This is a genomic window from Bacteroidota bacterium (assembly GCA_016721765.1).
GTDB lineage: Bacteria > Bacteroidota > Bacteroidia > UBA4408 > UBA4408 > UBA4408.
In genome coordinates this window covers 1,302,238-1,326,445 of the sequence record JADKHO010000001.1, presented here as the reverse complement: position 1 = coordinate 1,326,445, position 24,208 = coordinate 1,302,238, and the positions used below count along the sequence as shown (strand labels likewise).

Annotated in this window: 18 protein-coding genes; 9 read left to right on the top strand and 9 right to left on the bottom strand. The window is 39.0% G+C overall.

What is annotated here, in order from left to right; genetic code table 11:
• The first annotated feature begins 10 nt into the window (after window positions 1-10).
• From IPP32_04585 to IPP32_04555, 7 genes are all read left to right on the top strand, one after another.
• A complete protein-coding gene (locus IPP32_04585; GenBank protein ID MBL0047360.1) occupies window positions 11-1,333 on the top strand; it encodes an anthranilate synthase component I family protein in 1,323 nt (440 codons plus the stop codon).
• A 141-nt stretch (window positions 1,334-1,474) separates the two neighbouring features.
• A complete protein-coding gene (tilS, locus tag IPP32_04580; GenBank protein ID MBL0047359.1) occupies window positions 1,475-2,812 on the top strand; it encodes a tRNA lysidine(34) synthetase TilS in 1,338 nt (445 codons plus the stop codon).
• A gap of 32 nt (window positions 2,813-2,844) precedes the next feature.
• The gene (locus IPP32_04575; GenBank protein MBL0047358.1) at window positions 2,845-3,348 is read left to right on the top strand and encodes a hypothetical protein; all 504 of its coding nucleotides are present in this window, start codon (window positions 2,845-2,847) and stop codon (window positions 3,346-3,348) included.
• Between the two features lie 64 nt (window positions 3,349-3,412).
• On the top strand, window positions 3,413-4,003 hold the full coding sequence (locus IPP32_04570; GenBank protein ID MBL0047357.1) for a LemA family protein: 591 nt from the start codon (window positions 3,413-3,415) through the stop codon (window positions 4,001-4,003).
• Window positions 4,004-4,051: 48 nt separating this feature from the next.
• The gene (locus IPP32_04565; protein MBL0047356.1) at window positions 4,052-4,483 is read left to right on the top strand and encodes a TPM domain-containing protein; all 432 of its coding nucleotides are present in this window, start codon (window positions 4,052-4,054) and stop codon (window positions 4,481-4,483) included.
• 1 nt (window position 4,484) lies between these two features.
• On the top strand, window positions 4,485-5,264 hold the full coding sequence (locus IPP32_04560; GenBank protein MBL0047355.1) for a TPM domain-containing protein: 780 nt from the start codon (window positions 4,485-4,487) through the stop codon (window positions 5,262-5,264).
• A 17-nt stretch (window positions 5,265-5,281) separates the two neighbouring features.
• Window positions 5,282-5,869, top strand: a complete 588-nt coding sequence (locus tag IPP32_04555) for a hypothetical protein (GenBank protein ID MBL0047354.1) — start codon at window positions 5,282-5,284, stop codon at window positions 5,867-5,869.
• A 1-nt stretch (window position 5,870) separates the two neighbouring features.
• Here the strand turns inward: IPP32_04555 and IPP32_04550 are convergent, their stop codons facing one another.
• Genes IPP32_04550 through IPP32_04535 form a run of 4 tightly spaced genes read right to left on the bottom strand, consistent with a single transcriptional unit; the run spans window position 5,871 to window position 11,652 of the window.
• A complete protein-coding gene (locus IPP32_04550; GenBank protein MBL0047353.1) occupies window positions 5,871-8,351 on the bottom strand; it encodes an OmpA family protein in 2,481 nt (826 codons plus the stop codon).
• A 7-nt stretch (window positions 8,352-8,358) separates the two neighbouring features.
• Complete coding sequence (locus IPP32_04545; protein MBL0047352.1) at window positions 8,359-9,291, bottom strand: type IX secretion system membrane protein PorP/SprF; 933 nt, start codon at window positions 9,289-9,291, stop codon at window positions 8,359-8,361.
• A gap of 6 nt (window positions 9,292-9,297) precedes the next feature.
• On the bottom strand, window positions 9,298-10,047 hold the full coding sequence (locus tag IPP32_04540; protein MBL0047351.1) for a gliding motility-associated C-terminal domain-containing protein: 750 nt from the start codon (window positions 10,045-10,047) through the stop codon (window positions 9,298-9,300).
• 18 nt (window positions 10,048-10,065) lie between these two features.
• Window positions 10,066-11,652: a collagen-like protein gene (locus tag IPP32_04535; protein ID MBL0047350.1), complete on the bottom strand. Its 1,587-nt coding sequence runs from the start codon at window positions 11,650-11,652 to the stop codon at window positions 10,066-10,068.
• A gap of 202 nt (window positions 11,653-11,854) precedes the next feature.
• Between IPP32_04535 and IPP32_04530 the strand changes: the two genes are divergently transcribed.
• Both IPP32_04530 and IPP32_04525 read left to right on the top strand, forming a co-directional pair.
• Window positions 11,855-13,096: a sensor histidine kinase gene (locus tag IPP32_04530; GenBank protein MBL0047349.1), complete on the top strand. Its 1,242-nt coding sequence runs from the start codon at window positions 11,855-11,857 to the stop codon at window positions 13,094-13,096.
• 57 nt (window positions 13,097-13,153) lie between these two features.
• On the top strand, window positions 13,154-13,708 hold the full coding sequence (locus IPP32_04525; protein ID MBL0047348.1) for a polyketide cyclase: 555 nt from the start codon (window positions 13,154-13,156) through the stop codon (window positions 13,706-13,708).
• A gap of 1 nt (window position 13,709) precedes the next feature.
• Here the strand turns inward: IPP32_04525 and IPP32_04520 are convergent, their stop codons facing one another.
• The 5 genes from IPP32_04520 to IPP32_04500 form a co-directional block, all read right to left on the bottom strand.
• Complete coding sequence (locus tag IPP32_04520; protein ID MBL0047347.1) at window positions 13,710-14,552, bottom strand: PstS family phosphate ABC transporter substrate-binding protein; 843 nt, start codon at window positions 14,550-14,552, stop codon at window positions 13,710-13,712.
• A gap of 24 nt (window positions 14,553-14,576) precedes the next feature.
• Window positions 14,577-21,488 carry a tandem-95 repeat protein gene (locus IPP32_04515; GenBank protein MBL0047346.1) on the bottom strand — a complete coding sequence of 2,304 codons (6,912 nt, stop codon included), beginning with the start codon at window positions 21,486-21,488 and terminating at the stop codon, window positions 14,577-14,579.
• A gap of 154 nt (window positions 21,489-21,642) precedes the next feature.
• Complete coding sequence (locus tag IPP32_04510; GenBank protein MBL0047345.1) at window positions 21,643-22,365, bottom strand: hypothetical protein; 723 nt, start codon at window positions 22,363-22,365, stop codon at window positions 21,643-21,645.
• A gap of 5 nt (window positions 22,366-22,370) precedes the next feature.
• The gene (locus tag IPP32_04505; protein ID MBL0047344.1) at window positions 22,371-23,207 is read right to left on the bottom strand and encodes an ABC transporter permease subunit; all 837 of its coding nucleotides are present in this window, start codon (window positions 23,205-23,207) and stop codon (window positions 22,371-22,373) included.
• Window position 23,208: 1 nt separating this feature from the next.
• Window positions 23,209-24,114: an ABC transporter ATP-binding protein gene (locus IPP32_04500; protein ID MBL0047343.1), complete on the bottom strand. Its 906-nt coding sequence runs from the start codon at window positions 24,112-24,114 to the stop codon at window positions 23,209-23,211.
• Between the last annotated feature and the right edge of the window lie 94 nt (window positions 24,115-24,208).

The following is a 24,208-nucleotide window of genomic DNA, read 5'->3' as shown; positions in this document are numbered from 1 at the left end:
AAGCATTATAATGCGCAGCACCTTAGAATTCAATATTGAAAAACCTTTTCGCTTCTCAGCCCAGTTGTTGAATTGGTCGAATCAATTTAATGTGATTTGTTATTTGAATAGTAACACCGCTGCTCAACCCTCAGGTCAAAAAAATCAAAAAATTAACTACGATATTTTGCTTGGGGTTGACGCTGTTGCAGAAATTTGCGTTAATTCAGGTGCTGCCTTTACTACGCTCAAGCAATTTTACGAAACTAAAAGAGATTGGCTCTTTGGTTATTTGAGCTACGACTTAAAAAACGAAACCGAATTGCTAAGCTCTAATAATGTTGACAATCTTGGTTTTCCTGAGCTTCATTTTTTTCAAGCCCGCTATGTTTTTAGCTTGAAAGGGGACTGTTTACATGTACATTATTTGGATGAATTGGACACGAAAGCGAAAATCGCTAAATTAATTGAAGAAATAAAAAACTTCCCTTCGGATTTACAAGTCAAAGAAAATAAGCAGCTAAGCATTCATGCAAAGGTGAGTCGCGAACACTATTTGCAAACCGTTTTGGAAATTAAAAAGCACATTCAACGAGGTGATATTTATGAAATGAATTATTGTGTAGAGTTTTTTGCAACTCAAGCACGCTTACTTCCATTGACGGTATACGAATCCTTAAATGCGCTTTCGCAAACACCTTTTTCCTGCTTTTATAAAAACAATCAATACAACTTAATGTGCGCTAGTCCGGAACGGTTTTTAAAAAAAGAAGGCACAAAACTAATTTCACAACCCATTAAAGGCACCCGAAAAAGAGGCACAAACAAAGCAGAAGATGCAGCTTTAAAAGTAGAATTGGCAAATGACCCAAAAGAACAAAGCGAAAATGTGATGATTGTGGATTTAGTAAGGAATGATTTATCGCGAAGTGCACAACGTGGAACTGTGCAGGTGGATGAACTATTTGGAGTATACACTTTTAAGCAGGTGCATCAATTAATCTCCACCATCAGTTGTGGGCTAAAGCCGGAAATTCATTTTGTTGAGGCGCTTAATAATGCTTTCCCCATGGGTAGCATGACGGGTGCCCCCAAAGTGCGCGCCATGCAATTAATTGAAACATTTGAATCTACCAAAAGAGGGCTTTACTCCGGGGCTGTAGGATATATTTCTCCGCATGGGAATTTTGATTTTAATGTAGTGATTCGAAGTATTCTTTACAATTCAGAAAAGCAATATGTTTCATTTATGGTTGGTAGCGCCATTACTTCCAACTCTATTGCAGAGAAGGAATACGAAGAATGTTTATTAAAAGCGGAGGCCATGTTTCAAGTTTTGAATGGTGGAAGTTAGTAGATTGCAAAAAAAGGGAAGGTACGGTACATGTCTTATCTCAGCATTCGTGTTGCGAAGGCAATTTTTAGCGATAGAAAACGGATAATTTTACTTTGTCCCACAGTATAAGCAGTCAATTTTCTTAGTTTTGTTAAAGGGATGCAAAAACAATTTCTGAATTTTATTTATCAAAAAAAGCTTTTTAGTAAAAAGGATCTTATTTTACTTACACTCAGTGGAGGTATTGATTCTATTGTGCTTTTTGATTTATTGCTAAAACTAAAGATACGATTAACAGTGGCGCATTGTAATTTTGGAATGAGGGGGGCAGAATCAGATGAGGATGAAAAATTTGTAAAGCAATTGTGTTTAAGCAACAAGATAGTGTGTTATACCCAAAAATTCAATACCCCTGCGTTTGCTGAAAAAATGGGTATTTCTACTCAAATGGCAGCACGAGAATTGCGTTATGAATGGTTTGAAAAACTGCGAAAAGAATGTGGATTAGATTGGATTGCAACCGCACATCATCAAACCGATGTGGTAGAAACCATGCTTATTAATTTAATGCGCGGTACAGGTATTGCCGGCCTACATGGGATTTCGGCTAAGAATGGTAAAATTATTCGCCCGCTACTCTTTGCAAATAGGAATGAAATAAAAAGCTACGCCGCTCAAAACAAGCTCACATTTCGTGAAGATAGCAGCAATGCGAGTGACGATTATTTGCGCAATAAAATTAGGCATCACGTGCTTCCCGAATTAGAAAAAATTAACCCGCTTTATGAACAAAGTTTTTTCGATTCGGCCAACAAAATTGCACAAGCTGAAACTATTTTTAATTTAACTATAGCTGCTGAACGAAAAAGAATAGAAGAATTAACGGAGCGGGAGATACGCTTTTCCATATCAGAATTAAAAAAACTCAAACCTCGATCGCTTTACTTGTATGAATTTTTTAAACCTTTTAAGTTCACAGCTTCCATGTGTGCTGATATTGAATCTTGCCTTGACAGTGACCCCGGAAAACTATTCTATTCCACCACGCATCGCTTGCTAATTGACCGATACTATATACTTATTAGCAAACTTGAAAAAAAAAGCAAAAAGGAACATTTTTTTATTCCCAATAGTAGCACTTCTCTCATACAACCCTTTCGATTGCAGTTGTTGCAGTTAAAAATGTCGAGCGGATTCAGCTTCTCTAAACAAAAAAACTGCGCTCAAGTAGATGCCGCCAAACTCCACTTTCCGCTCGAAATTCGAAAATGGAGAAAGGGCGATACCTTTTACCCCTTGGGAATGAAAGGAAGCAAAAAGCTCAGTGATTTTTTTATTGATAACAAACTTTCTATTTTTGAAAAAGAGAAGGTGTGGTTAATTTGTTCTGAAAATAAAATCGTTTGGGTAGTGAATCACCGCTTGGATGATCGATTTAAAATTGGTCCGGAAACAAAAAGAATTGTAGCTTTTGAGTACTTTGAAAAACAACAATGACAGAATCGAATTTATTTGTTGAAAAACAATATATGGGATATAACAAATACTCCTTTTTAAGAAGGGGGATTTTGGCCCTATTTTGTTTTGTTGCTTATTACTGGAGCGAAAATCCAAAGCCGGTAGATGTATCGGGTGTTCGAATCGGTTCTTATCCGGTGCAGGATATTCCTAATTCGGGGTCCTTATTTTTTTTATTGGGGATGATTATCTTGATTATTTCGATAGGACTGTTTTTTGTGTTGCACATCAAAACCATTGTGAGTGAAAACAGCATTACACTCGATGGCATTTGGACCTCACGCAAGGTAAAAATAGATTTAGATAGCATTGTTGATGCAAAAAAAATACCTTATAGTTCCTATTATTTTAATGTTCCGGAGTACAATTTGCACCGCAAAGGCAAAATAAAATTTTACACTTTTGGCAACGAGGCGCTAGAACTTACGGACAAGGAAGGCCTCAAGTACATCATTGGCACACAAAAAGCCGGCGAATTTTTGGCAATTCTTCACAATCGAATTAACCACAAGTAGTGTTGATTTTTGCTACTTTTGTACCCGATTCTAATATTAAAAACACACAAATTAATTTCTAAAAATGAAAAAGAGTTACATTGTTATCGGAATAATTCTGGTGGTAGTATTTATTATTTACCGCTTTTTTGCCGGAACTTATAATACCTTAGTGGGCATGAATGAGCCAATAAATGGCGCATGGGCGCAAGTTGAAAATGCATATCAGTTGCGTGCCGATAAAACAAAAGTATTGGTAGAAACTGTAAAAGGTGCCGCCAATTTTGAAAAATCTACTTTAGAGGCAGTAATCCAAGCACGTGCGCAAGCTACCAGTGTGAAGATTGATCCTACTAATTTAACACCTGAAAAAGTTGCTGAATTTCAAAAAGCACAAGATGGACTTTCTTCGTCCTTATCGCGTTTGTTAGTAGTTGCAGAGCAATATCCTCAATTAAAAGCAACTCAAAATTTCAGCGATTTTCAGGCGCAATATGAAGGCATGGAAAACCGCATTGGTGTGGCGCGCAGAGATTTTAATGAGATCGTGCAAAACTACAACACTTATGTACGTAAGTTCCCCAATAATTTGTTAGCCGGGTTTTACGGCTTTCAGGTAAAGGGATATTTTCAGGCCCAAGCCGGATCTGACAAAGCTCCTGATGTTAAATTTTAACACCCGCATTTTCGGATAGTCCGAAATGCTAACCAATTTGCATACTACATGAACTCATTTTTTTCGTCGGAAGAGGAGCAAGCCATTATTGAAGCAATTTCCAAAGCTGAGCTTCGAACTTCTGGAGAAATAAAACTACATGTAGAATCACGTTGTTGGTTTAGTGCTATTTCGCGTGCAAAAAAAATCTTTGAATTGCTGGAAATGGATCGTACCGCTGAAAAAAACGGGGTCTTGATTTACATTGCTACAAGCTCCAAAAAATTTGCCATCATTGGGGATTCAGGAATTAACGAAAAGGTAGGAGACCATTTTTGGCAAAGCACCAAAGACATTATGCAAGCAGAGTTTAAGAAAGGGAATTTTTTTTCCGGTGCCATGAAAGGCATTGAGAGTGCCGGTGAGCAATTGCTGCATTATTTCCCCTACCAAAAAAACGACAGCAACGAATTGAGCAACGATATTTCTTATGGCAAGTAACATGGTAAAGAAAATTGTTTACTTGTTTTTGGGGTTCATTCTTTTTACATTTTCCAACACTTCCATCGCTGGAATTCCAGAAGCCCCTAATCCGCCTCATTTAGTAAATGATTTTGGTGGTTTTTTAAGCGGGGACGAAGTACAGCAATTAGAGCAAAAATTAGTTGCTTTTAACGACAGCACCTCTACACAAATAAGTATTGTAATTGTTGCCACATTAGACGGATACGATATTGCCGATTTCGCTTTTCAATTGGGCAAAAAATGGGGCATTGGCCAAAAAGGTGCGAATAACGGTGTGCTGCTTGTTGTTGCCAAGGAAGAGCGCAAAACCTTTATTGCAACAGGTTACGGAGTTGAAGAATTTTTACCCGATGCCATTTGCAACCGAATTGTGGACAACACCATAAATCCTGAATTTAAAAGTGGAAATTTTTACCAGGGTTTAGATGCGGGAACTACCGAAATGATAGGGTATTTAACCGGAAAATTTAAGGCTGATGCGCTTCCACAAAAACACAAAAAGCGTTCCCCAATAGCAACTATTATAATTGTATTTATTATTCTCTTCGTTCTAGTTCGATTATTTGGCGGCCGTGGTGGCGGAGGCGGGGGTTTAATGTCGACTTATGTTGCCGGAAGCATTTTAAGTAATGTTATGCGCGGTGGCGGAAGAAGCAGTGGGTTTGGTGGCGGATTTGGTGGCGGAAGCGGCGGAGGTGGTTTTGGCGGATTTGGTGGCGGTGGCTTTGGCGGTGGTGGTGCCGGAGGTAGTTGGTAATATGGAGTTGAGATACCATGAAAAAAAAAATCTTTATACCTGTATTTTTTATTCTTTTCTCACAGCTGCTCTTTGCGCAATCAGAGCTTGATACAGCTCGACTTTTTACCAGTTTGGAAGAGGCCTTGGTACAGCCTCAAAATGTGTATAAGCTACAATTGCATAAGCTTCCAAAACATATCCTTCCGGATACCGTTTTCACTTTTTCCAATTTACGATGGCTCGATATTTCCAAAAATAAATTACAAGAAATACCGGCAGGCATTGGCAAACTTGAGCAGCTCGAAACATTAATTGCCTCCAAAAACAGACTTACTTCTGTTCCCTATACGTTAGGCTTCCTAAAAAAACTCCGGGTGCTCATCCTTAATCAAAATGAAATTGAGACCTTGCCAAAAGAAATAGGAAATTTGGAAAGCTTGGAGAACTTAGATTTGTGGAGTAATGAAATTGATCAATTTCCGGAAAGCATCAGTCAGCTCAAAAACTTAAAACGCCTCGATATGCGTGTTATAAATATTAACGAGCCGGCACAACAGGAAATTAAGCGATTACTACCAAATACTGAAATCTTTTTTTCGGGCGGATGTAACTGCGGAAAGTAGCTTACAGCTGTGCTCTTTGGCGGGTTACCCGAATTTCGGTGCGGCGATTTTGACGGTGCTCCTCCTCACTACACGGCACAAAATCTTTACAACGATTGGTTAAATCGGTTTCTCCAAAACCTTGTCCAATGATACGTTCTGCATCGCCTCCTTTTGAAACAATATAAGCAACCGCAACATCAGCTCGTTTCTGCGATAGCTGGAGGTTAAAATTTGCATCTGCTCTCGAATCTGTATGAGAATTCAATTCAATTAAAATGGAAGGATAACTTTTAAGCAATGCTACAACCTTATCCAACTCTGCAGAGGCTTCAGCACGAAGCTCGTACTTACCTAAATCATAATACAAACTTTCAATAAACATACCTTCCTTAACGCTTGTTTTGTAATTGCTTTTTTCGGGATTAAATGCAGAGAGTTTATTAAAATCATAGGAGGCATTGTCAAATCTAAAATAGCCTTCTGTATCTGTTTTCATTGATTTTAGTACTGCTCCCCGAACACCACCCATACTTATGTTGCTTCCTACAACTGGTTCATTGTCCTTACCGTTTACCAAGATTTTACCATATACGCGATTTTGTGCCTGCAATGAAATGAGCGGATTGGTTTCATCAATGAGCAACACAAAATTTACATCCTTTGGTAGATTTTCAAAACGAAACATTCCATTTTCATTGGTAACAGCTCTGTTCATTGTGTTACCTTCGGCATCAGCAAGAATTACCTCGAGCCCTTGCACGGCTTCTTTAAAATTTTCGCCCACTTGCACTTTTCCGATAAGGCTTACTGACTTTCGCACGGAGAATAATACATCGGTTGCATCCATTTCGGTCATTCCAATTTGATCGGCTTCGAGGGTTTGAAAATCAAAGTAACCATGCGCATCGGCCGACATTTCCTGTACTACTTCTTGTTCCTTGTTTTTAACAATAATTTTTGCATTCGCAGCGGGGCTACCATCATTGTAAATTAATCTTCCGTAAGCTTCCGATGTTTTTGTAAGAAGATTTAAGTTATCGTCATCATTTACAAATTCCACCACATAATTCTCGTCGGGGTTTAAATGTTGAAAAACAAATCCGCCATAGGCATCGGTGGTAGTGGTATCTACCACTTCTCCCCTAGTATTTATTAGTTTTAGTTTTGCATTAGCAGCCGGGTCCAATTGATTGAGCATAATTTTACCCCATAGGCTTGTAATTTTTTCTTCACTTACTTTTGAGCGAAACTCATAAATATCATCATCGCCTTTACCTCCCTCTCTATTGCTAGATATATAACCCTTTTTATTGGAAACAGTGAACACCATACCAAAATCGTCTTTCGGCGAATTGATGGGCATTTGCATGTTGGAAACGGAAGTCCATTTTTTATTAATTTGACGGGTCGAAAAAATATCCAATCCTCCAAATCCTATTTGTCCATCGCTTGAAAAATACAGGGTTCCATCTTCTGAGGCATACGGAAATATTTCGTTTCCCGGAGTATTTACTTGGCCGCCTAAATTTTTAAAATTGCTCCAGGTATTTCCTTCTCGCTTGCACATGTACAAATCCATCCCACCAAAACCGCCGGGCATATCGCTCGAAAAAAACAAGTATTGGCCATCTGCAGATACGCTGGGATGCATAAAAGAGCAATTTTCACAATTCAGAAAAAAGGATTGAGGTTCGGTCCATTTTTCCTTTTCCAATTTCGAAAAATATATTTTCGGGCGGTTTACTTTTGCCTTAGTTTTGGGGTCATACACATTATCGATGCGTGTAAAGTACATTACATTTTGAGCAGGATTAAAAGAAACAGGACCATTGTGAAAGTCGGTATTTATTTTACTCGAAATAAGTTCAGGCGTTTTATAAAATGGCACTCCATCCTTGTTCTTTATTTGTGAGAAATAAATCGAAACATAGGGCTTATTAGTCCATCCAAAGGTATTGTCGTTTACAAAATCCTTCCTTCGTTCCGAAACAAAAACCAACCCATCGCGAAAGGGAACCGGACAAAAATCTGAAATTTCAGTGTTCAATGCTGCGGCATTATACACCACAAAAGTTTGCGGTTTCACAGTCCACAAGCGTGTCATGATTAAGGAATTCATTTCTTTTTGTGCCCGCTCATCTTTTGGTACTTTTTGTGAATAAACTGTGTATTGGTCCTTTGCTTCATTGGATTTATGATTGCTTTTAAGGATTTCGCCATAATACAAATGATTTACAGGGTTGATATTATTCATGGCAACCAACTTATTGTATTTTTCTTCCGCACTTTCGTAATTATTGGTCATGCGGTAACTGTTGGCCAATTTTTCAGCTACTTCTTTTTTATGGTGTTTTGTTTTCTCTTCAATACGCTCATACTTTGGAATAGCTTTGGCGTAACCATACGTTTTATAATACTCATTAGCTTGCTTTAATTGAGCAAACAGGCCGAGTGGAATGGCAAATAAACAAAGAAGAGAAATTAGTAAACGCCTTTTCACTATTCTTTTAATTGTATTTAAAAATTCGAGGAGATATCGTTTTTGCTTTAAAAAAGTCGATATCAAATCCTATAAAAAATTCGTGGCTACCTCTATTAGCTGATCGAATTAATCGGGTTGAAGCATCGTAAGAATAACCTACCCGCATTAATTTGGTGATATTATACTCCGCCATAATAACCACATCCTGATTGGAACGGAAACCTACACCTAACCAAATTTTTTCGTCCAATAACACACTTGCATTTACATCAAAATTAATCGGTGCATTAGCTGTATATCGGATAACAGCACTAGGTCGAATGGTGATCTCTTTATTAAGCTCAAATGCCTTACCTAGGTTTGCAACAACGTGCAATGCAGATCGATTCTGAAAATCGCTCAATTGTGTTGTTGCGGTATTCTTACTTAAGGCCAGATGCGAAATGGCAATGCCTGAATAAAAACTTCGATTGTAATAGTAAAGGCCAAAATCAAAATTTGGTTTAACATACTGTGTTATGGTCTGTGAATTAAACACATCCGCTTTATCTTTATACTCCACTTTGCTCCAGTCGTAGCGGTAAGTATAAAGTCCGGCGCGCAATCCGAAAGCAAGTTTACCTTGACCTAAACGAATGCGGTAAGCAAATGAGCCCATATATTGTGTAGTGGAAGAGGGCCCAATTTTATCGCTGATTACATGAAAGCCGAGTCCCATTTTTTTCTTTTTCAAGGGACTGTTAATACTTGCGGTGACGGTAAGCGGTGCACCATCCATATTTACCCATTGATTGCGGTATAACAAAACCGAGCTTAACACCTCACGACTGCCGGCATAAGCAGGATTAAGCACCAAGGGATTAAACATGTACTGCGAATACTGTGGATCTTGCTGAGAAAAGCTCAACTTGATTAAACACATAAAAAAGAAAAGTAAGAGGTGTATTTTCTGCTTCATTTCCATTTAGTGTGTTAATTCAACCCAGCCTTTGTATTTTTTACTATCAATGCTCACGATATAAAAATAGGTCCCATCGGGCAAGCGTTCATTTTTCATATTTGTTCCATCCCAAACCACATCGGTATTGTTGTAATTATTTTTTTCCCACACCTTATCGCCCCAGCGGTTAAATAAAAAAACATGGTTGCTTGGAAATTCGTTAATCCCGTCAATCACCCAAGTATCGTTATGATTGTCGCCATTGGGGGTAATGCCGCTGTAGATGTGCAAGCCGCACGCTCCTTCATAATCGAGTAGTACAGTTACCGTATCGGTTAAAGAAAATCCTCTTGCATCGGTCACGGTAACCGTATAGCTGCCCGGTTTAAGATTTTTAATAGAAGCTGTGTTTTCTGCTGTTGGAAGCCATTGATACTGAAACGGCCCCACGCCTGATTTAACAGCAACTTCGGCATATCCATTATCGGCATCGAAGCAACTGGAATTAAGGCTATTGGTAGTAAAGCTCAATGCATCGCTATTGGGTTGCTGAAAGCCTTGTGTGAGGTAATGACTTCCTGAAAAGAACGTATTGACAGTCATTTCACCTACAGATGAGGAAAGTAAAACACCTCCGCCACTGCTGTAATTTCCGCTCGCTCCAACAAGCTGTGAGCTAATAGTAACCTGTGCAAAAGATTCCAATGTGAACAGTAAAGAAAAAACGACTAATCCGAAAAAGCCTTTGGTAAAAATTGGATTGCTGAATTTCATTTTTTGAAATTGATGCAATTATGGTTTGTAAACAACGAAATTAAAATCCTTATCAACAGGCGTTCCTGCAGAGTTATAGGTTCTTATTTTAAATTTCCCGGGCGAGGATCCACTTATTGAACTGCTTGCTGAAATTTCACCCGGACCGGTTGCAAGGGTAGCTGTAACCGTAAAATTGATGGAGTTAAAGCCATCTGTAAAATCAATTTCATACACACCGGTACCCAATTTGAACAAAATAAAATTCCCAGAATTTGAAGTTAAAATATTTCCGCTTAAGTCGATTGAACCATAGGCAATTGGGAGTAAATCGGCATTGCTGGTATTGCTTCTGTTGACCTCATTTCCAAAACCACCACTCACATTAATGGTGCCTTTAACATCCAGTGTTTGTACAGGGATTTTTCCGATTCCAACGCGTCCGTTATTATCCACAATCATGCGGGTTTCGCTTGCGGTGCTATCGTCGCGTGTGGTTTTAAATTCGAGATAACTACCATTTCCAGATGCAGAAAAAGTTTGTGAGGCTCGACTTTGAATTGAAGCACCATTGCTATATCCCAACCCATTGTAGCCTGTAAAATTGAGTGAACCTAAAATATCACCTGCTTGAATTGCAGCGGGTGTAACTTGCAAGCCTCTAGCAAGACCAAGATCCACAGAACCACCTTTACCATAATTATTGTATGAAAATATGTTTGCGCTGGCAGTTGCAGCATGAATTGAAAACTTTGTTAATGGATTGCTAGTACCAATACCAATATTCCCATTTGAGAGTAAACGGAAGCCTTCCTGATTATTGGTTTTTATTACAAAATCTTGCGCATCGGTGGTTCCAATAAAATTGGTTCCTGCAACAGTTGAGGCATCCCCTGTGCGGCTCCATGCATCCATGCTTCCGGGTGTTCCAGCGGGGCCTTGCGGACCAATTGCACCAGTTGGTCCGGGTGCTCCTTGAGGACCTGCATTACCCTGCGGACCGGCTGGGCCTTGCGTTCCCGGAATTCCTTGCGGACCTGTCGGGCCCGGATCACCTTGAATTCCTTGCGGGCCTTGAATACCTTGCGGTCCCGTTGCACCTGGAATACCTTGCGGGCCTTGCAACCCCGGGTCGCCTTGAATGCCTTGTGCCCCTTGCGGACCAACAGCACCTTGAGGGCCTTGAGGTCCCGGCAAACCTTGTGGACCATTGCCGGATGTCTTAGCGTACAATGCGTAAGGAACAGACAGGAGCTGTGTTGCGCCCATTGAAATAAAATTGCTGGTTGCACCGCTTGGATCAATTAATATTTCCAGAAAATAAATTCCGGTTGACCAATTTATGGCAGCAAAATTCGTGGTATCTACCGAACCGATAACAAGGGTAAAAAGCCCAAATGGATTTGTATTTACGGAATGTATTTCGGAAAATACGCTTGTACCATTGGCCGAATTTTGATGAATCACCACCTGGACACCAATCGCTTGATTAACTAATTCAGCACCTGCCAAATTTCTGGCAACAGCCTGATAATTCAAGCCTTGAGGGGCTTGCGCAAAAAGGCTTGTACTAAAAATTAAAACGTAAATGAGGCTTACAATTCTTTTCATTCGCATTGTTTTCATGGCCTTTCCCGTAAAGGAAAGTGCAATTATCTCTAACTAAACAAAACTACGTGAATTGAAATCCTGAGTTAGGCCCTGATTATCAATTTAATTAACAGCCTATTGTTGGTATCGGCAAAAAAAATGCTTTAAAGAATAGCGTATTGCTGGCATTATCTAATTGCAATTTTAGTAAGTTTACAATTGTTTTAATTCTAAACACATGCTGGAGCTTTGGAATAAAATATCGAATATTGGTGTTCATCCAAGATATGATGCAAATTTTGTGCGTCGTATAAAACTAACCAACCAACTCACTTTTGTTACAGTAAGCGTTTATTTTTTAGCAGGATTTAATAATTTAAGTTTAGGGGAATACTTTTCCTTTTTTTTACTCGAAATTCTTAGCCTTGTTTTACTGCTTGGTTTTCTATTAAATCATTTAAAAAAACATACCCTTGCTACCCATTTTGTGCTGATTTTAAACAATCTTGCTATTACATTTTTTAATTTTTACACCCACATTACCGCCTCTGCTTTTATCTTTTACTTTCCCTTGATTTTGGCTGTTTCGTTTGTAATTGATTTTAAAAATAAACGGGCGATGTTGTTTCACTTTTTGTTGCCTATGACCATGATTACTTTGGTAATGACTGTGGATCATTCCATACTCGAAAACACGCATTTTACACCTGCCCAAAACAAGCAGCTATTTGCTTTTGATTTAATTGCAGGCGCTTTGAGTATTGGCTTTTTTATTTATGTCATTAACAAAGGAAATGAAGAGCAACATGAGCAATTGCTTTTTCAGTTGGAGGAAAAAAAACGCAATGAATTAAAAATTTCGCAAGCCCTGCAAGAGAAAGAAATTTTGTTGGCAGAAATTCATCACCGTGTAAAAAACAATTTGGCTATTATAACCAGCTTGCTGAATCTTCAGAGCGAAAAAATTGTTGATGAAACAGCCAAGTCGCTACTTACAGAAAGTAGAAATAGAGTCATGTCGATGGCGTTGATTCACGATAAACTTTATCGAAATGAAGTGTTAAGCAACATCAATTATGGGTTTTATTTAAATGAGTTGGTATATGAAATCCATCATTCTTATACTGCTTTAATTAAAAAACAGGTAGAAATTATTTTAAATTTATCGGAGGTTTATTTGAATGTGAATTATGCGATTCCCTGCGGTTTAATTATTAATGAAGTGCTGACCAATTGTTACAAGCATGCATTTAACGACATGCATTCCGGACAAATTAGTGTTCAATTAAAAAAGGAAAATGAGCTCATTACTATTGTTGTGGCGGATAATGGGAATGGTAAACTAAATCAGGAAATAAAGCCCGAATCGCTTGGGATGGAGGTGATAAAATCGTTGGTAAAGCAAATTGATGCTAGCTATTCATTTTCGACTCATTCCGGAACATGTTTTAAAATGAGTTTTGTGCAAAAGGAAAAATAATTTTATAAAATCATTCTTTCCTAAATCCAACTTTTATTGCTTTTCGTAGATGGAGCTATGGCAGCAAACGACTATCATTTTATTTCGAATTGGAAAGTGACGGGCACCCAAGAAGAGGTATGTGCCATATTAGAGGATGCAGTATCACTTGCGGTTTGGTGGCCCTCGGTTTACCTGGATGTGAAAGTGCTTGAGCCCGGAAATGAAAAGGGCCAAGGCAAGGTTGTGGAACTTTACACCAAAGGATTTTTACCCTATTCGTTGCGATGGAAATTTAAGGTAACTAGCTCAAATGCACCTTTCGGCTATACCATTGAAGCAATTGGGGATTTTAAAGGAAAAGGCATTTGGAGCTTTGTTCAAAAGGGCGAAGAGGTAGAAATAGAATACGACTGGAGAATAAGTGCCGAAAAAGGATTGTTAAAGAATTTATCCTTCTTGCTAAAACCCTTGTTTTCATGGAATCATCAATGGGCGATGAAAAAAGGTGAAGAAAGTTTGAAACTCGAGTTGCTTCGAAAAAATGCCAAATCAGTTGCTGCATTGAATGCTATCCCGGCACCTCCCCAACCTACTTTCCCGCATAACTTAATACGCACTAAAATTTTATAGCTTATTGTGGAGGGATAAAACCCATTTCACTAATATTTCTCTTCCCCAACAAGGATTGCGCATAATCGTTAAACAACTTCATCTCCGCTTCTTTAGATGCATCGGCAAAGAAATAAAGTGCTCTTGAAATAGGATAGCTTCGGTTTTGAAAATTAAATGCATTGGGAGCGATGTATGTTTTACTCGTGTCGAAAGAAACAGAAATATAATTCACTTTAGCACTTAGCTCTTGAATGTTTGCGTAGCCTATTGCTCCTTTGTTTGAAACAACTTTTTTAAGCATATCTTTTAGCTGATTTACTTGAGTGACACCTGAAAAATATTTCTTCTCACCCATTATTTTATCTCTAAAAAATTCGTCAATGCTATTGTTAGTATTTAATGAGTAAACATTAATCTTTTCCCGCATCCCTCCTATTTCCTTCCAATTTGTAATTTTTCCCTGATAGATGTCTTCCAATTGCTCGCGCGTAATTTTTTCGATTGTATTTTGTTTGTTCACAATAACTGCCAGTCCATCATAGGCGATTATGTAGGTAAGTATTTCACGTTTAAGGCTATCGATTAGGTATTTCTCGGCAGGCTTCAAATCACGTGACGTTGCTGCAACGTCAATGGAGCCTTTGATTAAATCGGCAATACCGGCAGTGGAGCCACCCCCTGCAACACTTAATTCGCAATTATTATTTTGTTGTTGAAACGAGGTTGCCATCAATTTAAACAAAGGATAAACAGTATCACTTCCCTTTATTTTTAGTTTGATTTTTTTTGAAGCTTTTTGGTCAGATGAGGAGCAGGAAAAAACCAACACCATTGAAAAAAGTAAAAAAATTCTCTTTGCCATAAGTAAATTTTTAATTTAAAATAATCACTTGCTTAGTACAATGTATCCGGTACGTGCATCGCTGCCATCCTTTTTATCGAAGATGTAAAAATAAGAACCGCTCGGCAATTTTTTTCCATTTTTATCCAAACCCGACCAGGTATTTTTATACCCTTTTACACTATAAACTAGTACCCCCATCTGATCAAAAACTAGAAATTCGTTTTCCGGATAGTTGTTTAGCCCGCCAATTTCAAACACATCGTTAATATTATCTCCATTAGGAGAAAAAGCATCCGGAATAGTTAATTCAATAGCTTGTTCGGCTACATATAGCGTAACGATTGCTGTATCGCATTTCACCGGAGTTCCATCGTCACATACTTCATAACTAAAATAATCAATACCACTAAAGCCGGGAGCAGCATCATAGCTAAAATCACCATTGGGAGAAAGTTGAACTGTTCCATGCTGAGGTAAATTCAGCACTGAAAAAACTAAATTTAACGATTCTACATCCACGTCATTAAGCAATAAATTGCCGGCTAGCACATATCCGCTTACTCCGTATACAGTATCATTCAAAGCATGTGGAGGGCTGTTAAGCACTTTAATTACCACTTTGGCGTTACTGCAAAGCGGGGAAGCAGCATTGTCGCATGTGGTATAAAAAAAGAAATCTGTACCGGTGTATTTGTTCACCGGCTGATACGTGAATGTTCCAGCTGGATTAAGCGTCAAAGTTCCATGTAGAACATTTAATACCGGAATGGTACTTAAGGTTAATACGCCATTTTCCGGATCAATATCATTGAGCAAACAATTGGCGGTGAGTAAGCTGGAGCTGGAAATTTCGAAGGTATCCGACACAGCCAGCGGAAGCCGATTTTGAATTGTAATATTGACCGTGGCTGTATCGCATAAATTGGGTGTACTTCCATCGCAAACTACATAACTAAATGAATCAAAGCCCGTAAAGTTTGCGTTGGGCGTATACACAAAAGTGCCGCTTGTATTAAGCGTTACAATTCCCGATTGAGGAGGCAAGATTGGACTGGTGATGATACTTAAACTTGGGCTATCAACATCATTATCATTTAAAATAACACTTGCATTTAAGGTGGTATTAGAAAGAATTGAGAATACATCGTTGGCTGCAACTGGAGCATCGTTCACAGCAGTTATAAAAATGGTAACGCTAGCCGTATCACAGAAATTAGGTGCCCCTCCATCGCATATCTGATATACAAAAGTGTCGCTGCCGGCGTAATTGGGTGCCGGAAAATAATCAAAGGTTCCATTTGCATAAAGCACAACTGACCCATGCTGTGGTTGGGCAATTGCAATAGTATTCATAAGTAAGGCGGAGCCATCCGGATCACTGTCGTTTGATATGAGCGAGGCAGCAGTAAGCGAACCATCCTCATTCATCGTAAATATATCGTCGACTGCCAGTGGTGGATTATTGGTGCCCACTTGAATAAAAACACTTGCAGTATCGCATAAATTAGGAGTTCCATTATCGCACACAACGTATTGAAACGAATCCTGCCCACTAAAACCAGGATTGGGGGTATATGTGAAAACGCCGCTGTTAGCAAGAAATAAGGTACCATTTATTGGACCGTTGAGTGGAGTGGAATTGGCAAGAAGTCCCGGACTATCCACATCCACATCATTACTAATTAAATTGCCGGAAAAAGCTAGACCCTGTGCAACCTGTATGGTATCATTTACAGCCTGAGGCGCATCGTTTATTGCCGCAACCACTATCGATACTAAAGCTGTATCGCACAAGGTAGGGACACCGTTATCGCAAACTTCGTAAACAAAAGTATCGGTACCATAAAAATTCAAATTCGGGAAATATAAAAATGTTCCATTGGTATTTAGTGTCAGTGTGCCGTTAAGAGGGCTACTAATGGGCACAGGAGATAAGACTAGGCTTCCGTTCTCCGGGTCTAAATCATTTTGCAACACGGAGGCTCCACTAACGGGGCTATCTTCATTGGTGCTATAAATATCGTGGGTTGCAAGGGGTGCAAGATTCCCATTAACCGTTACAATAACGAGGGCGGTATCACAAAAAACAGGAAGTCCTCCATCACATATTTCGTAAACTATAGTATCCTTTCCGGTAAATCCGGGATTAGGTGTGTAACTTATTTGCCCATCAAAAACATTAATTACAATTGAACCATTGTTAGGATTAACGAGTACATCAACAGAACCCTTATTCACATTTCCATCCACATCAAAATCATTAACTAAGACTGAAATAGTAATTCCATTGTTTTGTGAAGTGCTAGCAAAATCAGGCATTGCAGAGGGTGGGTTATTTGTTGCTCCCACATTAAAAACCAAAAGTCCCTGCACGCAAAGGGAAGGTAGCCCGGCATCACACACTGTATAAATTACGGTATCCAAACCAAAATAATTTGGATTTGGGGTATACGTTATTGCGTGCGAGTTAGTATCCAAAACAGCCATTCCATTATGGGGTTGACTTGCAATTGAAAGCGAGGAAGTATTTAAATTTCCATCTACATCGTAATCGTTATTGAGCACAAATACATTGGCTGTAAAATCAATTGGAATAATTAAAACATCCTTCACTGCCACCGGCGCATCGTTTTGCGGAGTAACAAACAGTGTTACATTGGCTGTACTACACAAAACAGGAAATCCATTATCACACACTTCGTAGGTAAAGAAATCGGTACCATTGAAATTTGGAAAAGGAGTGTAACTAAAATCTCCATTTGAAGTGAAACTCAAGGTGCCATTTTGAGGCAACGATATTGCTTGGGTAGAAATTGCTAATACATCACCTGCGTCCGCATCAAAATCAGAAGTCAAAAAGTTTCCAAAAAGTGCAAAATCCTCATCTGTTGTTAGCGTGTCGTTAATTGCTATTGGGGCGTCATTAACCGAAATCACTGTAATGATTACCCATGCGGTATCGCAATTGCTAATTGTTCCTACATCACAAACCACATAGCGCACTGTGTCATTTCCAAAGTAATTTAAAGCAGGAATATAATTTAGCAAACCGGCATTAAAATCAATTGAAGTGGAACCGTGCGTTGCATTTTGAATGAGCTGAATGGAGGTTTGATCGATGTTGTTGTTGGGATCGGCATCATTACTGAGAATATTAATGCTAGTGGGAGTATCCTCGTTGATGGTCACAATGTCATCTGCACACACAGGAGGAAGGTTCACATATCCCACTTCTATAATAAGCGTGGCGGAGGCACATAATACAGGAAATCCGCTGTCGCATACACTATACAATAGCGAATCAGTACCAAAATATCCGTTTTGAGGGGTGTACAAAATTGTCCCATCCGGGTTAACCTGCGCAACCCCATGTATGGCCTGAATGAGAATTGAAGTTGCCACTGGAGCAATGTTTCCATCCACATCCAAATCGTTTCCTAATACATTAGCTGTAATGGAACTATTAAGCGAAGTAACAACCGTATTATTAACAGCAACAGGTGCATCATTCACTTTGTGAACTGTTAAGAATACGGTGTCTTGTGCACACAATTGTGGCGTTCCATTATCGCAGGCTTCGTAAATAAAATAATCTGCACCATTAAAGTTTGTATTGGGAGTATAGCTATAGGTTCCGTTTGCGGCGAGAAGTAAACTTCCATTTTGCGTTTCCATCACAGCGGTGGTTGTTACCGTTAAACTATCTCCATCCAAATCGAAATCGTTACCTAATACCGATGTTGCATTTAAAACCGCATCTTCCGAAACGCTTGCGGTATCAGAATTTGAGAGAGGTGAATCATTCACCGGAAAAACCGTGATATACGTAATAGAAGTATCGCAATAAATTGGGAAACCTAAATCACACACTTCATACACAATGGTATCGTTTCCAAAATAATTTAGATGGGGTGTATAAATAATCTTATTTGAATTCATATCCACTACTACAGTTCCATGCGAAGGATTTCCGTTTGTCGGGATACTTAAACTTGCCGGATTTAAATTGCCATCCACATCCACATCGTTGCTCAGCACATTGAGCGCATTGGGAATATCTTCATAGGTAGTTTTGCGCCCAAAATTTGCTCGAGGGGGATCGTTCACAGGGCTCACCATAATTACTACTATTCCATTTCCACAAGTCGGAGGCAATCCGTTATCACATAAAGAATAAGTAAATTGATCCATCCCATTAAAATCCAATTCAGGAGAATAAGTATAACTACCATCTGCATGAATAATTACAGTGCCGTGTTGGGGAGGAATTGCTGCTACGGTATCCATGAAAATACTGTCGCCTTCAATGTCGAAGTCATTGCCTAAAACAAAGCCTGCAACAGCATTATCTTCGTTGGTGTTTGCAGTATCGGAGCCAGCAATTGGTGCATCGTTAACAGCTTGAATCAAGAGGTGCACACTTGCAGTATCACATGCATTTGCGGTATCGCAAATTTGATAGGTAAAAAAATCGCTCCCAAAATAATTTAAATCGGGCTGATAAGTAAAGGTTCCATTTGTATGAATTAAAACTGAACCATGCGCAGTTGGGATAAGAGGGATAAGCTGTATTGTTAAGGTATCGAGCGGATTTGCATCGGTATCGTTAAGTAATACACTTGTGCCATTTAACATTTGATCTTCGGCCAAATTAAAAAAATCATCTTGTGCGATTGGAGCCTTATTACAAGAACCTCCAATGGTAACCTGCATTGAATCTACAGCAAAACATTGCCCGACTGAGGGCTCTGTGTACCTTACGTAGAGCCAATGTTGCCCTAGGGCAAGAGTTGTTGCATCCAACACTGTTACAGTGTCTCCATCCACCAGAAAAACAGCATTTCCTCCTGTTGGGAAGGCGGTAAGCAGTGCCTCGTTTAAATTAATTGGCGGCGCTGTTGCACAGTAGCTGGTATCCACTTGGCTGAGAGTAACTCCAACAGGAATATAGTTGAGTGTTACAAAGCTTGAGGAAGATGGACAAACGCCATTTGTAATTTTCCAGCGGAGCGTGTTGCTTCCACTTTGCAGATTCACAACTGCAGAATTGGGATCATTGCCGGCAACAATGCTTCCGTTACCACTTGTAAAACTCCATGTTCCAACTCCAACCAAAGGATTATTTGCAAAAAGCAATGCAGCGTTAGTGCATACCACTTGATTTAATCCTGCATTCGAAACAGTTGGTGGCTCATTCAAATTAATTTTTACACTGTCTTGTATATTGCTGCATTCACCACGCAACGAAAGGTATAATCGAAATGAACTTCCCGACAATTCAGAAGCATCAGGAATATATTTTACAACGAGTTCACTATCGTTAGGCAAAAACGTTCCATCCCCTTGCCAGTGAAAAGAACCGTTATATAGAGCTCCTTGAGAAGCTGAAATTGTACCGTTTAGCGAAACGGTATCGCCCTTGCAAATTGTTTGAAGATTACCTGCGTTAAGAAGGAAATAATCAGGAATTTGAGCAGAAAAGGAGTGGCTTTGCAAGCTTGCAAAAAGATAGGTGTTCACCGTACTTTGATTTCCAAAATCGACAATTGAATTATTTCCATTGTAAGCTTCCCATTTATGGCAGGGACCATTGCAGCCGTTGAATTCCTGATAAGGATATTGTGCGCCGCTGGTTGGTAATTTATTGCTATTAAATGGTGGCGACAAATTGCTTAAAAGGAGGGTATCGTCATAAAACTGAAGGTGAGCTGCACTAGTTGCTGAAAGTGGTCTAACATTCGAAAACAGTACTCCACCTGTATCCACCTCTGCATCGTAAATTGGAAAATTGAATATGCCCTGAGCATACTTCACCACAAAATGTGCTGTTGAATTTATGGCAAGCAAATTACCCAATCCATCCACACCATCCCAAACAATAGCATTGTTGCCGGCCGTTACAAGTTTGCTAAAACGCTTGTCTGCAGTAGCAATATCGAAAATTCCATTTGTGTCTGAATCGTAAAAAATATCAACTAATCCTGCTTTTGTTACCTCCATATCGAACTTAAATTCATTGGCCTTGCAGCGACTGAAATGCAACGATGTTGTAACGAGCGCTCCAACCGAAGCACTTGGATGCAAACTTGAATCGGGAATATTTAAATAAACAGCGTATTCGGGAATCATTCGATCACCTGTATTGGAAAGTCTATCGGCAAGCACATTTCCGCTATTTTGGGTTCCAAAGGAATTAAAATTTAAACGAAAGTTTGCCGGTGCGAAGCCTCTGTTTTTGAAATCTGCTGACAGCACAAAGTTGTCGGTGCTGAGCACATATACTTTTCCGTCGAAGGTGGAGCTGTAATCGGCAATATTACCTGCATTAATATTCCATGATGCGCTACTTAGCCTTCCCGGCTTAGCTTGGAGGGTGGCAACATCCGCAACTGTTATGTCAAAAATTTTCAAGCCCACTTTGGCTGCTACCGGAGTAAGTGCAGGGCCTGTACTATTAAATTCGATGTAGTATTTTCCGTTGAGTCCGGCAGTGGGCGTAATTTCAATAGCAGAATAACCTCCGGCATTCAAGGTATCCGGACCACTAATTGCAGCTTGAAAATATGGAATAAATCCTCTGCCGGCAGCCGGAATAGCTGTTGGAGGAATCAGCTCAGTACCATTAGGGTCGAATACTCTGTAATATCCGGGACCACCCGAAACCACATTAAATCCCATAAAAATATGCTCCGAGTTAGCGTCTGCAATTTCGATGTTAATGCGTTGAAGTGCTGTTCCACCATAAGCTCCGCAAGTACCTGCACCCGTTCCACCAACGTTCAGAATCGCTTTTTTTAGGAGGGTATCTGTGGCTGCCGAAATGGGGAAAAGCTCTTTTGTTCCTTCCCCGAAAACGGTTTTCAGCGGCGCAAGAAAAACAATAAATAGCAGGGTAATCCAACGAATAACAAATAAGCACTTATGGTGTAAATGGCCTAAAATAGTCGGGTTCATAATTGCTTAATTAACGGAAATCAACATTTGCAATGTAAAGAAACACATTTAATACCCACAAAAAACAACACCTCAGTAGGAGTTGTCCCCTATGAATTGTGAATTATTTTTAAAGGTACCTATTTTTTTGAATTCGTGTGGAAAAGGGCTACAACTAGTCCTTCTTCTCTATAAAAAAAGAATCGGGAATGCCTTTATTGACTGAATAATTAGTGTAGTTTAAAATGATTTTGCCACGACTAGGACCCGCCTTTTTCTCCTTAGGCTTTTCAGTATTATAGTCTCCGCTGATGGCAGCCGGGATTTCCATTTTATTTACATCAAAATCGAAAGTAAGTGTTTGGGGTAAATCAAATGGATAGGCAACAATCGGATAATCAAAATGGATAGTAAAACTACCATTACTTTTGGTGGAGGCATCAATTCTCCGAATGACTTGTTTTGCCCTGTCAATCCAAACGGTTGCGAGCAAAATTTCTGAATTATCTTCTAAGGGCACTATTTTGACAACAAGTGTCTGAATTTTATTTAAGAGCTCCTTCTTGATATAGATGGCTTGATATTTTTTATTTAATAAATCACCACTCGAAAAATTTAATCCCCGTTTAGGCAACAAAGCAAAACCGGTTGATTTCATTTTAATTTTATCGGGCTGCTTAAAATATATTTTTGCTTCACGAATAGGTATCTTAATAAAATCAACATCCAATTTTATTTTAATATCGGCGCTGTAATCCTTTACTTTATTAATCTTTTGCTGAATACTATCGAGCAAAGGTTGAGGATTGATGTCTTGTGCAATTGCTTGAGATGCGCCAACAAGCAAAAGCAAGCTGGAGAGTAAAACGGCAAACTTAAAGGTGTACTTAATTTTCATTTGAGTTAGGTGAGAATGTCCTTTCGATTAAAATGAAAGGCTGTAATGCTAAAGAATAGTAAGATGTGAAACGACAGGACAAGGGATGCTCTTGTTATCTTGATAGAATTTAAAGGTTCTTCAAAAAATAATCGCCAAGCACCCAAGTAATTGGTAAACAAATAGGGCTTAATGGCTCTAAAAATACTTAAGTCGATAGAAGTAAAAATAAACAAGGCAATTATAACAGCCATAGTGCCAATGATGGGTCCAATGGAATTATCGGCAAAAGCCGAAAACAAAAATGCCAATGCCGCAACGGTTGTCATACTGAGAATTGAAAAAGCAAAAGCACTCGCAATGCGCCAGCCAACATCTTCTTGCGAAAAAATGTAGATGGTGTTTTGCACTACCATCAAATCACCTTTCCCAAATAGAAAAACTCCTAAACCAACACTTAAAACGGCCATAAACAAGATGAGCGATAGGGTATAAATTAATCCTGCTGTAAATTTGGCAAGCACTAATTGAAAGCGGGAAATGGGTCGGGTAAGCAATAATTTAAATGTTCCGGAAGCCGCTTCACCGGCTAATAAATCTCCCGCTACTAAAGCAATTAAAAACGGAATATGAATCCAAAGGCTATTTAAAATAATAAAGACTGCCAAGTAACCGTTCAGCAAATTTCCATCGAATGAAAAAGTGTCTTTTAGGTTTTGAACAGCCATGTCTAAAAAATGCTGTCCATCTAAATATAAGGCTAACTCAATCACCAACACAATTGCAGCAATGGCAATAAAACCAATGTAAGAGCGGCTTCGTTTAAATATTTTAAATACTTCTATTTGAATTAAGTGGAGCATATTAATCGGTTAACGATAAAAAATAATTTTCGAGTGAGCGCAAGGGTACAATAGATTGCACGGCAATTTGATGCGCTACAAAAAACGCATTCAATTCCGGTATTTGATTGGAAAACAAGGAAAAAACCAAGGAGCGTTCGGTGGATGAGATTAATTTTTGTTCCCATTTAGTCGCTGCAATACTTGCACTTGCCAGCGCTTGATTGTCAAATTCGAAGGTTACACTCATTTCACCGCTGTTGAGTAATTCTTGGACATTGCCTTCCACCACAGCCTTTCCCTTATTTAGTATAACCATTCTGTTGGCCATTAATTCCACTTCGTTTAGGATATGAGAAGAAATAAAAACCGTTTTATTTAAATCATGACTCAGATGCAAAATTAAATCGCGCATGTCTTTCATGCCTTGCGGGTCGAGACCGTTGGTGGGTTCGTCTAAAATAATTAACTCGGGATCGTGCAGTATAGCTTGAGCAAATCCTAGTCGCTGCTTCATTCCCTGAGAATAGGTTTTTACTTTACTGTTGTATCGCTCTTTTAAACCAACTAATTCCAAAACCTCCATTATGCGTTGTGAAGAAATGGACTTTCCTGCAATTTTTCCAAGTAATTCCAAATTTTTAAATGCAGTTAAATAGCCATAAAAGTCAGGCTTTTCAACAATTGCACCTAAGCGTGATAAGATTTCATTTCGGTGTTGATTTAATGCTTTATCAAATATTTTAATTTCGCCTGAGCTGGGATAAATTAAAGTAAGCAACATTCTAATGGTTGTACTTTTGCCGGCACCATTAGGTCCTAAAAAGCCATACACATCCCCTTTATAAACTGTTAAATTAAGTTCATTTACCGCTTTAAAATCCTTGTAACTTTTGTTGAGTGCGGAAACTTGAATTATGGGTTGCATACTAGGTGAATGAAAAAGAATTCAGGAAAGGAACAAGAAGTAGACTGATAAGTTTAACAGAACAATGATATAGTGCTAAAAAAACCTCCCGAAG

Bases quoted from the DNA above. Each gene is read 5' to 3' on its own strand.
- IPP32_04585 (MBL0047360.1), top strand. From the start codon at position 11: ATGCGCAGCACCTTAGAATTCAATATTGAAAAACCTTTTCGCTTCTCA.
- tilS (MBL0047359.1), top strand. From the start codon at position 1,475: ATGCAAAAACAATTTCTGAATTTTATTTATCAAAAAAAGCTTTTTAGT.
- IPP32_04575 (MBL0047358.1), top strand. From the start codon at position 2,845: ATGGGATATAACAAATACTCCTTTTTAAGAAGGGGGATTTTGGCCCTA.
- IPP32_04570 (MBL0047357.1), top strand. From the start codon at position 3,413: ATGAAAAAGAGTTACATTGTTATCGGAATAATTCTGGTGGTAGTATTT.
- IPP32_04565 (MBL0047356.1), top strand. From the start codon at position 4,052: ATGAACTCATTTTTTTCGTCGGAAGAGGAGCAAGCCATTATTGAAGCA.
- IPP32_04560 (MBL0047355.1), top strand. From the start codon at position 4,485: ATGGTAAAGAAAATTGTTTACTTGTTTTTGGGGTTCATTCTTTTTACA.
- IPP32_04555 (MBL0047354.1), top strand. From the start codon at position 5,282: ATGAAAAAAAAAATCTTTATACCTGTATTTTTTATTCTTTTCTCACAG.
- IPP32_04545 (MBL0047352.1), bottom strand. From the start codon at position 9,291: ATGAAGCAGAAAATACACCTCTTACTTTTCTTTTTTATGTGTTTAATC.
- IPP32_04540 (MBL0047351.1), bottom strand. From the start codon at position 10,047: ATGAAATTCAGCAATCCAATTTTTACCAAAGGCTTTTTCGGATTAGTC.
- IPP32_04535 (MBL0047350.1), bottom strand. From the start codon at position 11,652: ATGAAAACAATGCGAATGAAAAGAATTGTAAGCCTCATTTACGTTTTA.
- IPP32_04530 (MBL0047349.1), top strand. From the start codon at position 11,855: ATGCTGGAGCTTTGGAATAAAATATCGAATATTGGTGTTCATCCAAGA.
- IPP32_04525 (MBL0047348.1), top strand. From the start codon at position 13,154: ATGGCAGCAAACGACTATCATTTTATTTCGAATTGGAAAGTGACGGGC.
- IPP32_04520 (MBL0047347.1), bottom strand. From the start codon at position 14,552: ATGGCAAAGAGAATTTTTTTACTTTTTTCAATGGTGTTGGTTTTTTCC.
- IPP32_04515 (MBL0047346.1), bottom strand. From the start codon at position 21,488: ATGAACCCGACTATTTTAGGCCATTTACACCATAAGTGCTTATTTGTT.
- IPP32_04510 (MBL0047345.1), bottom strand. From the start codon at position 22,365: ATGAAAATTAAGTACACCTTTAAGTTTGCCGTTTTACTCTCCAGCTTG.
- IPP32_04505 (MBL0047344.1), bottom strand. From the start codon at position 23,207: ATGCTCCACTTAATTCAAATAGAAGTATTTAAAATATTTAAACGAAGC.
- IPP32_04500 (MBL0047343.1), bottom strand. From the start codon at position 24,114: ATGCAACCCATAATTCAAGTTTCCGCACTCAACAAAAGTTACAAGGAT.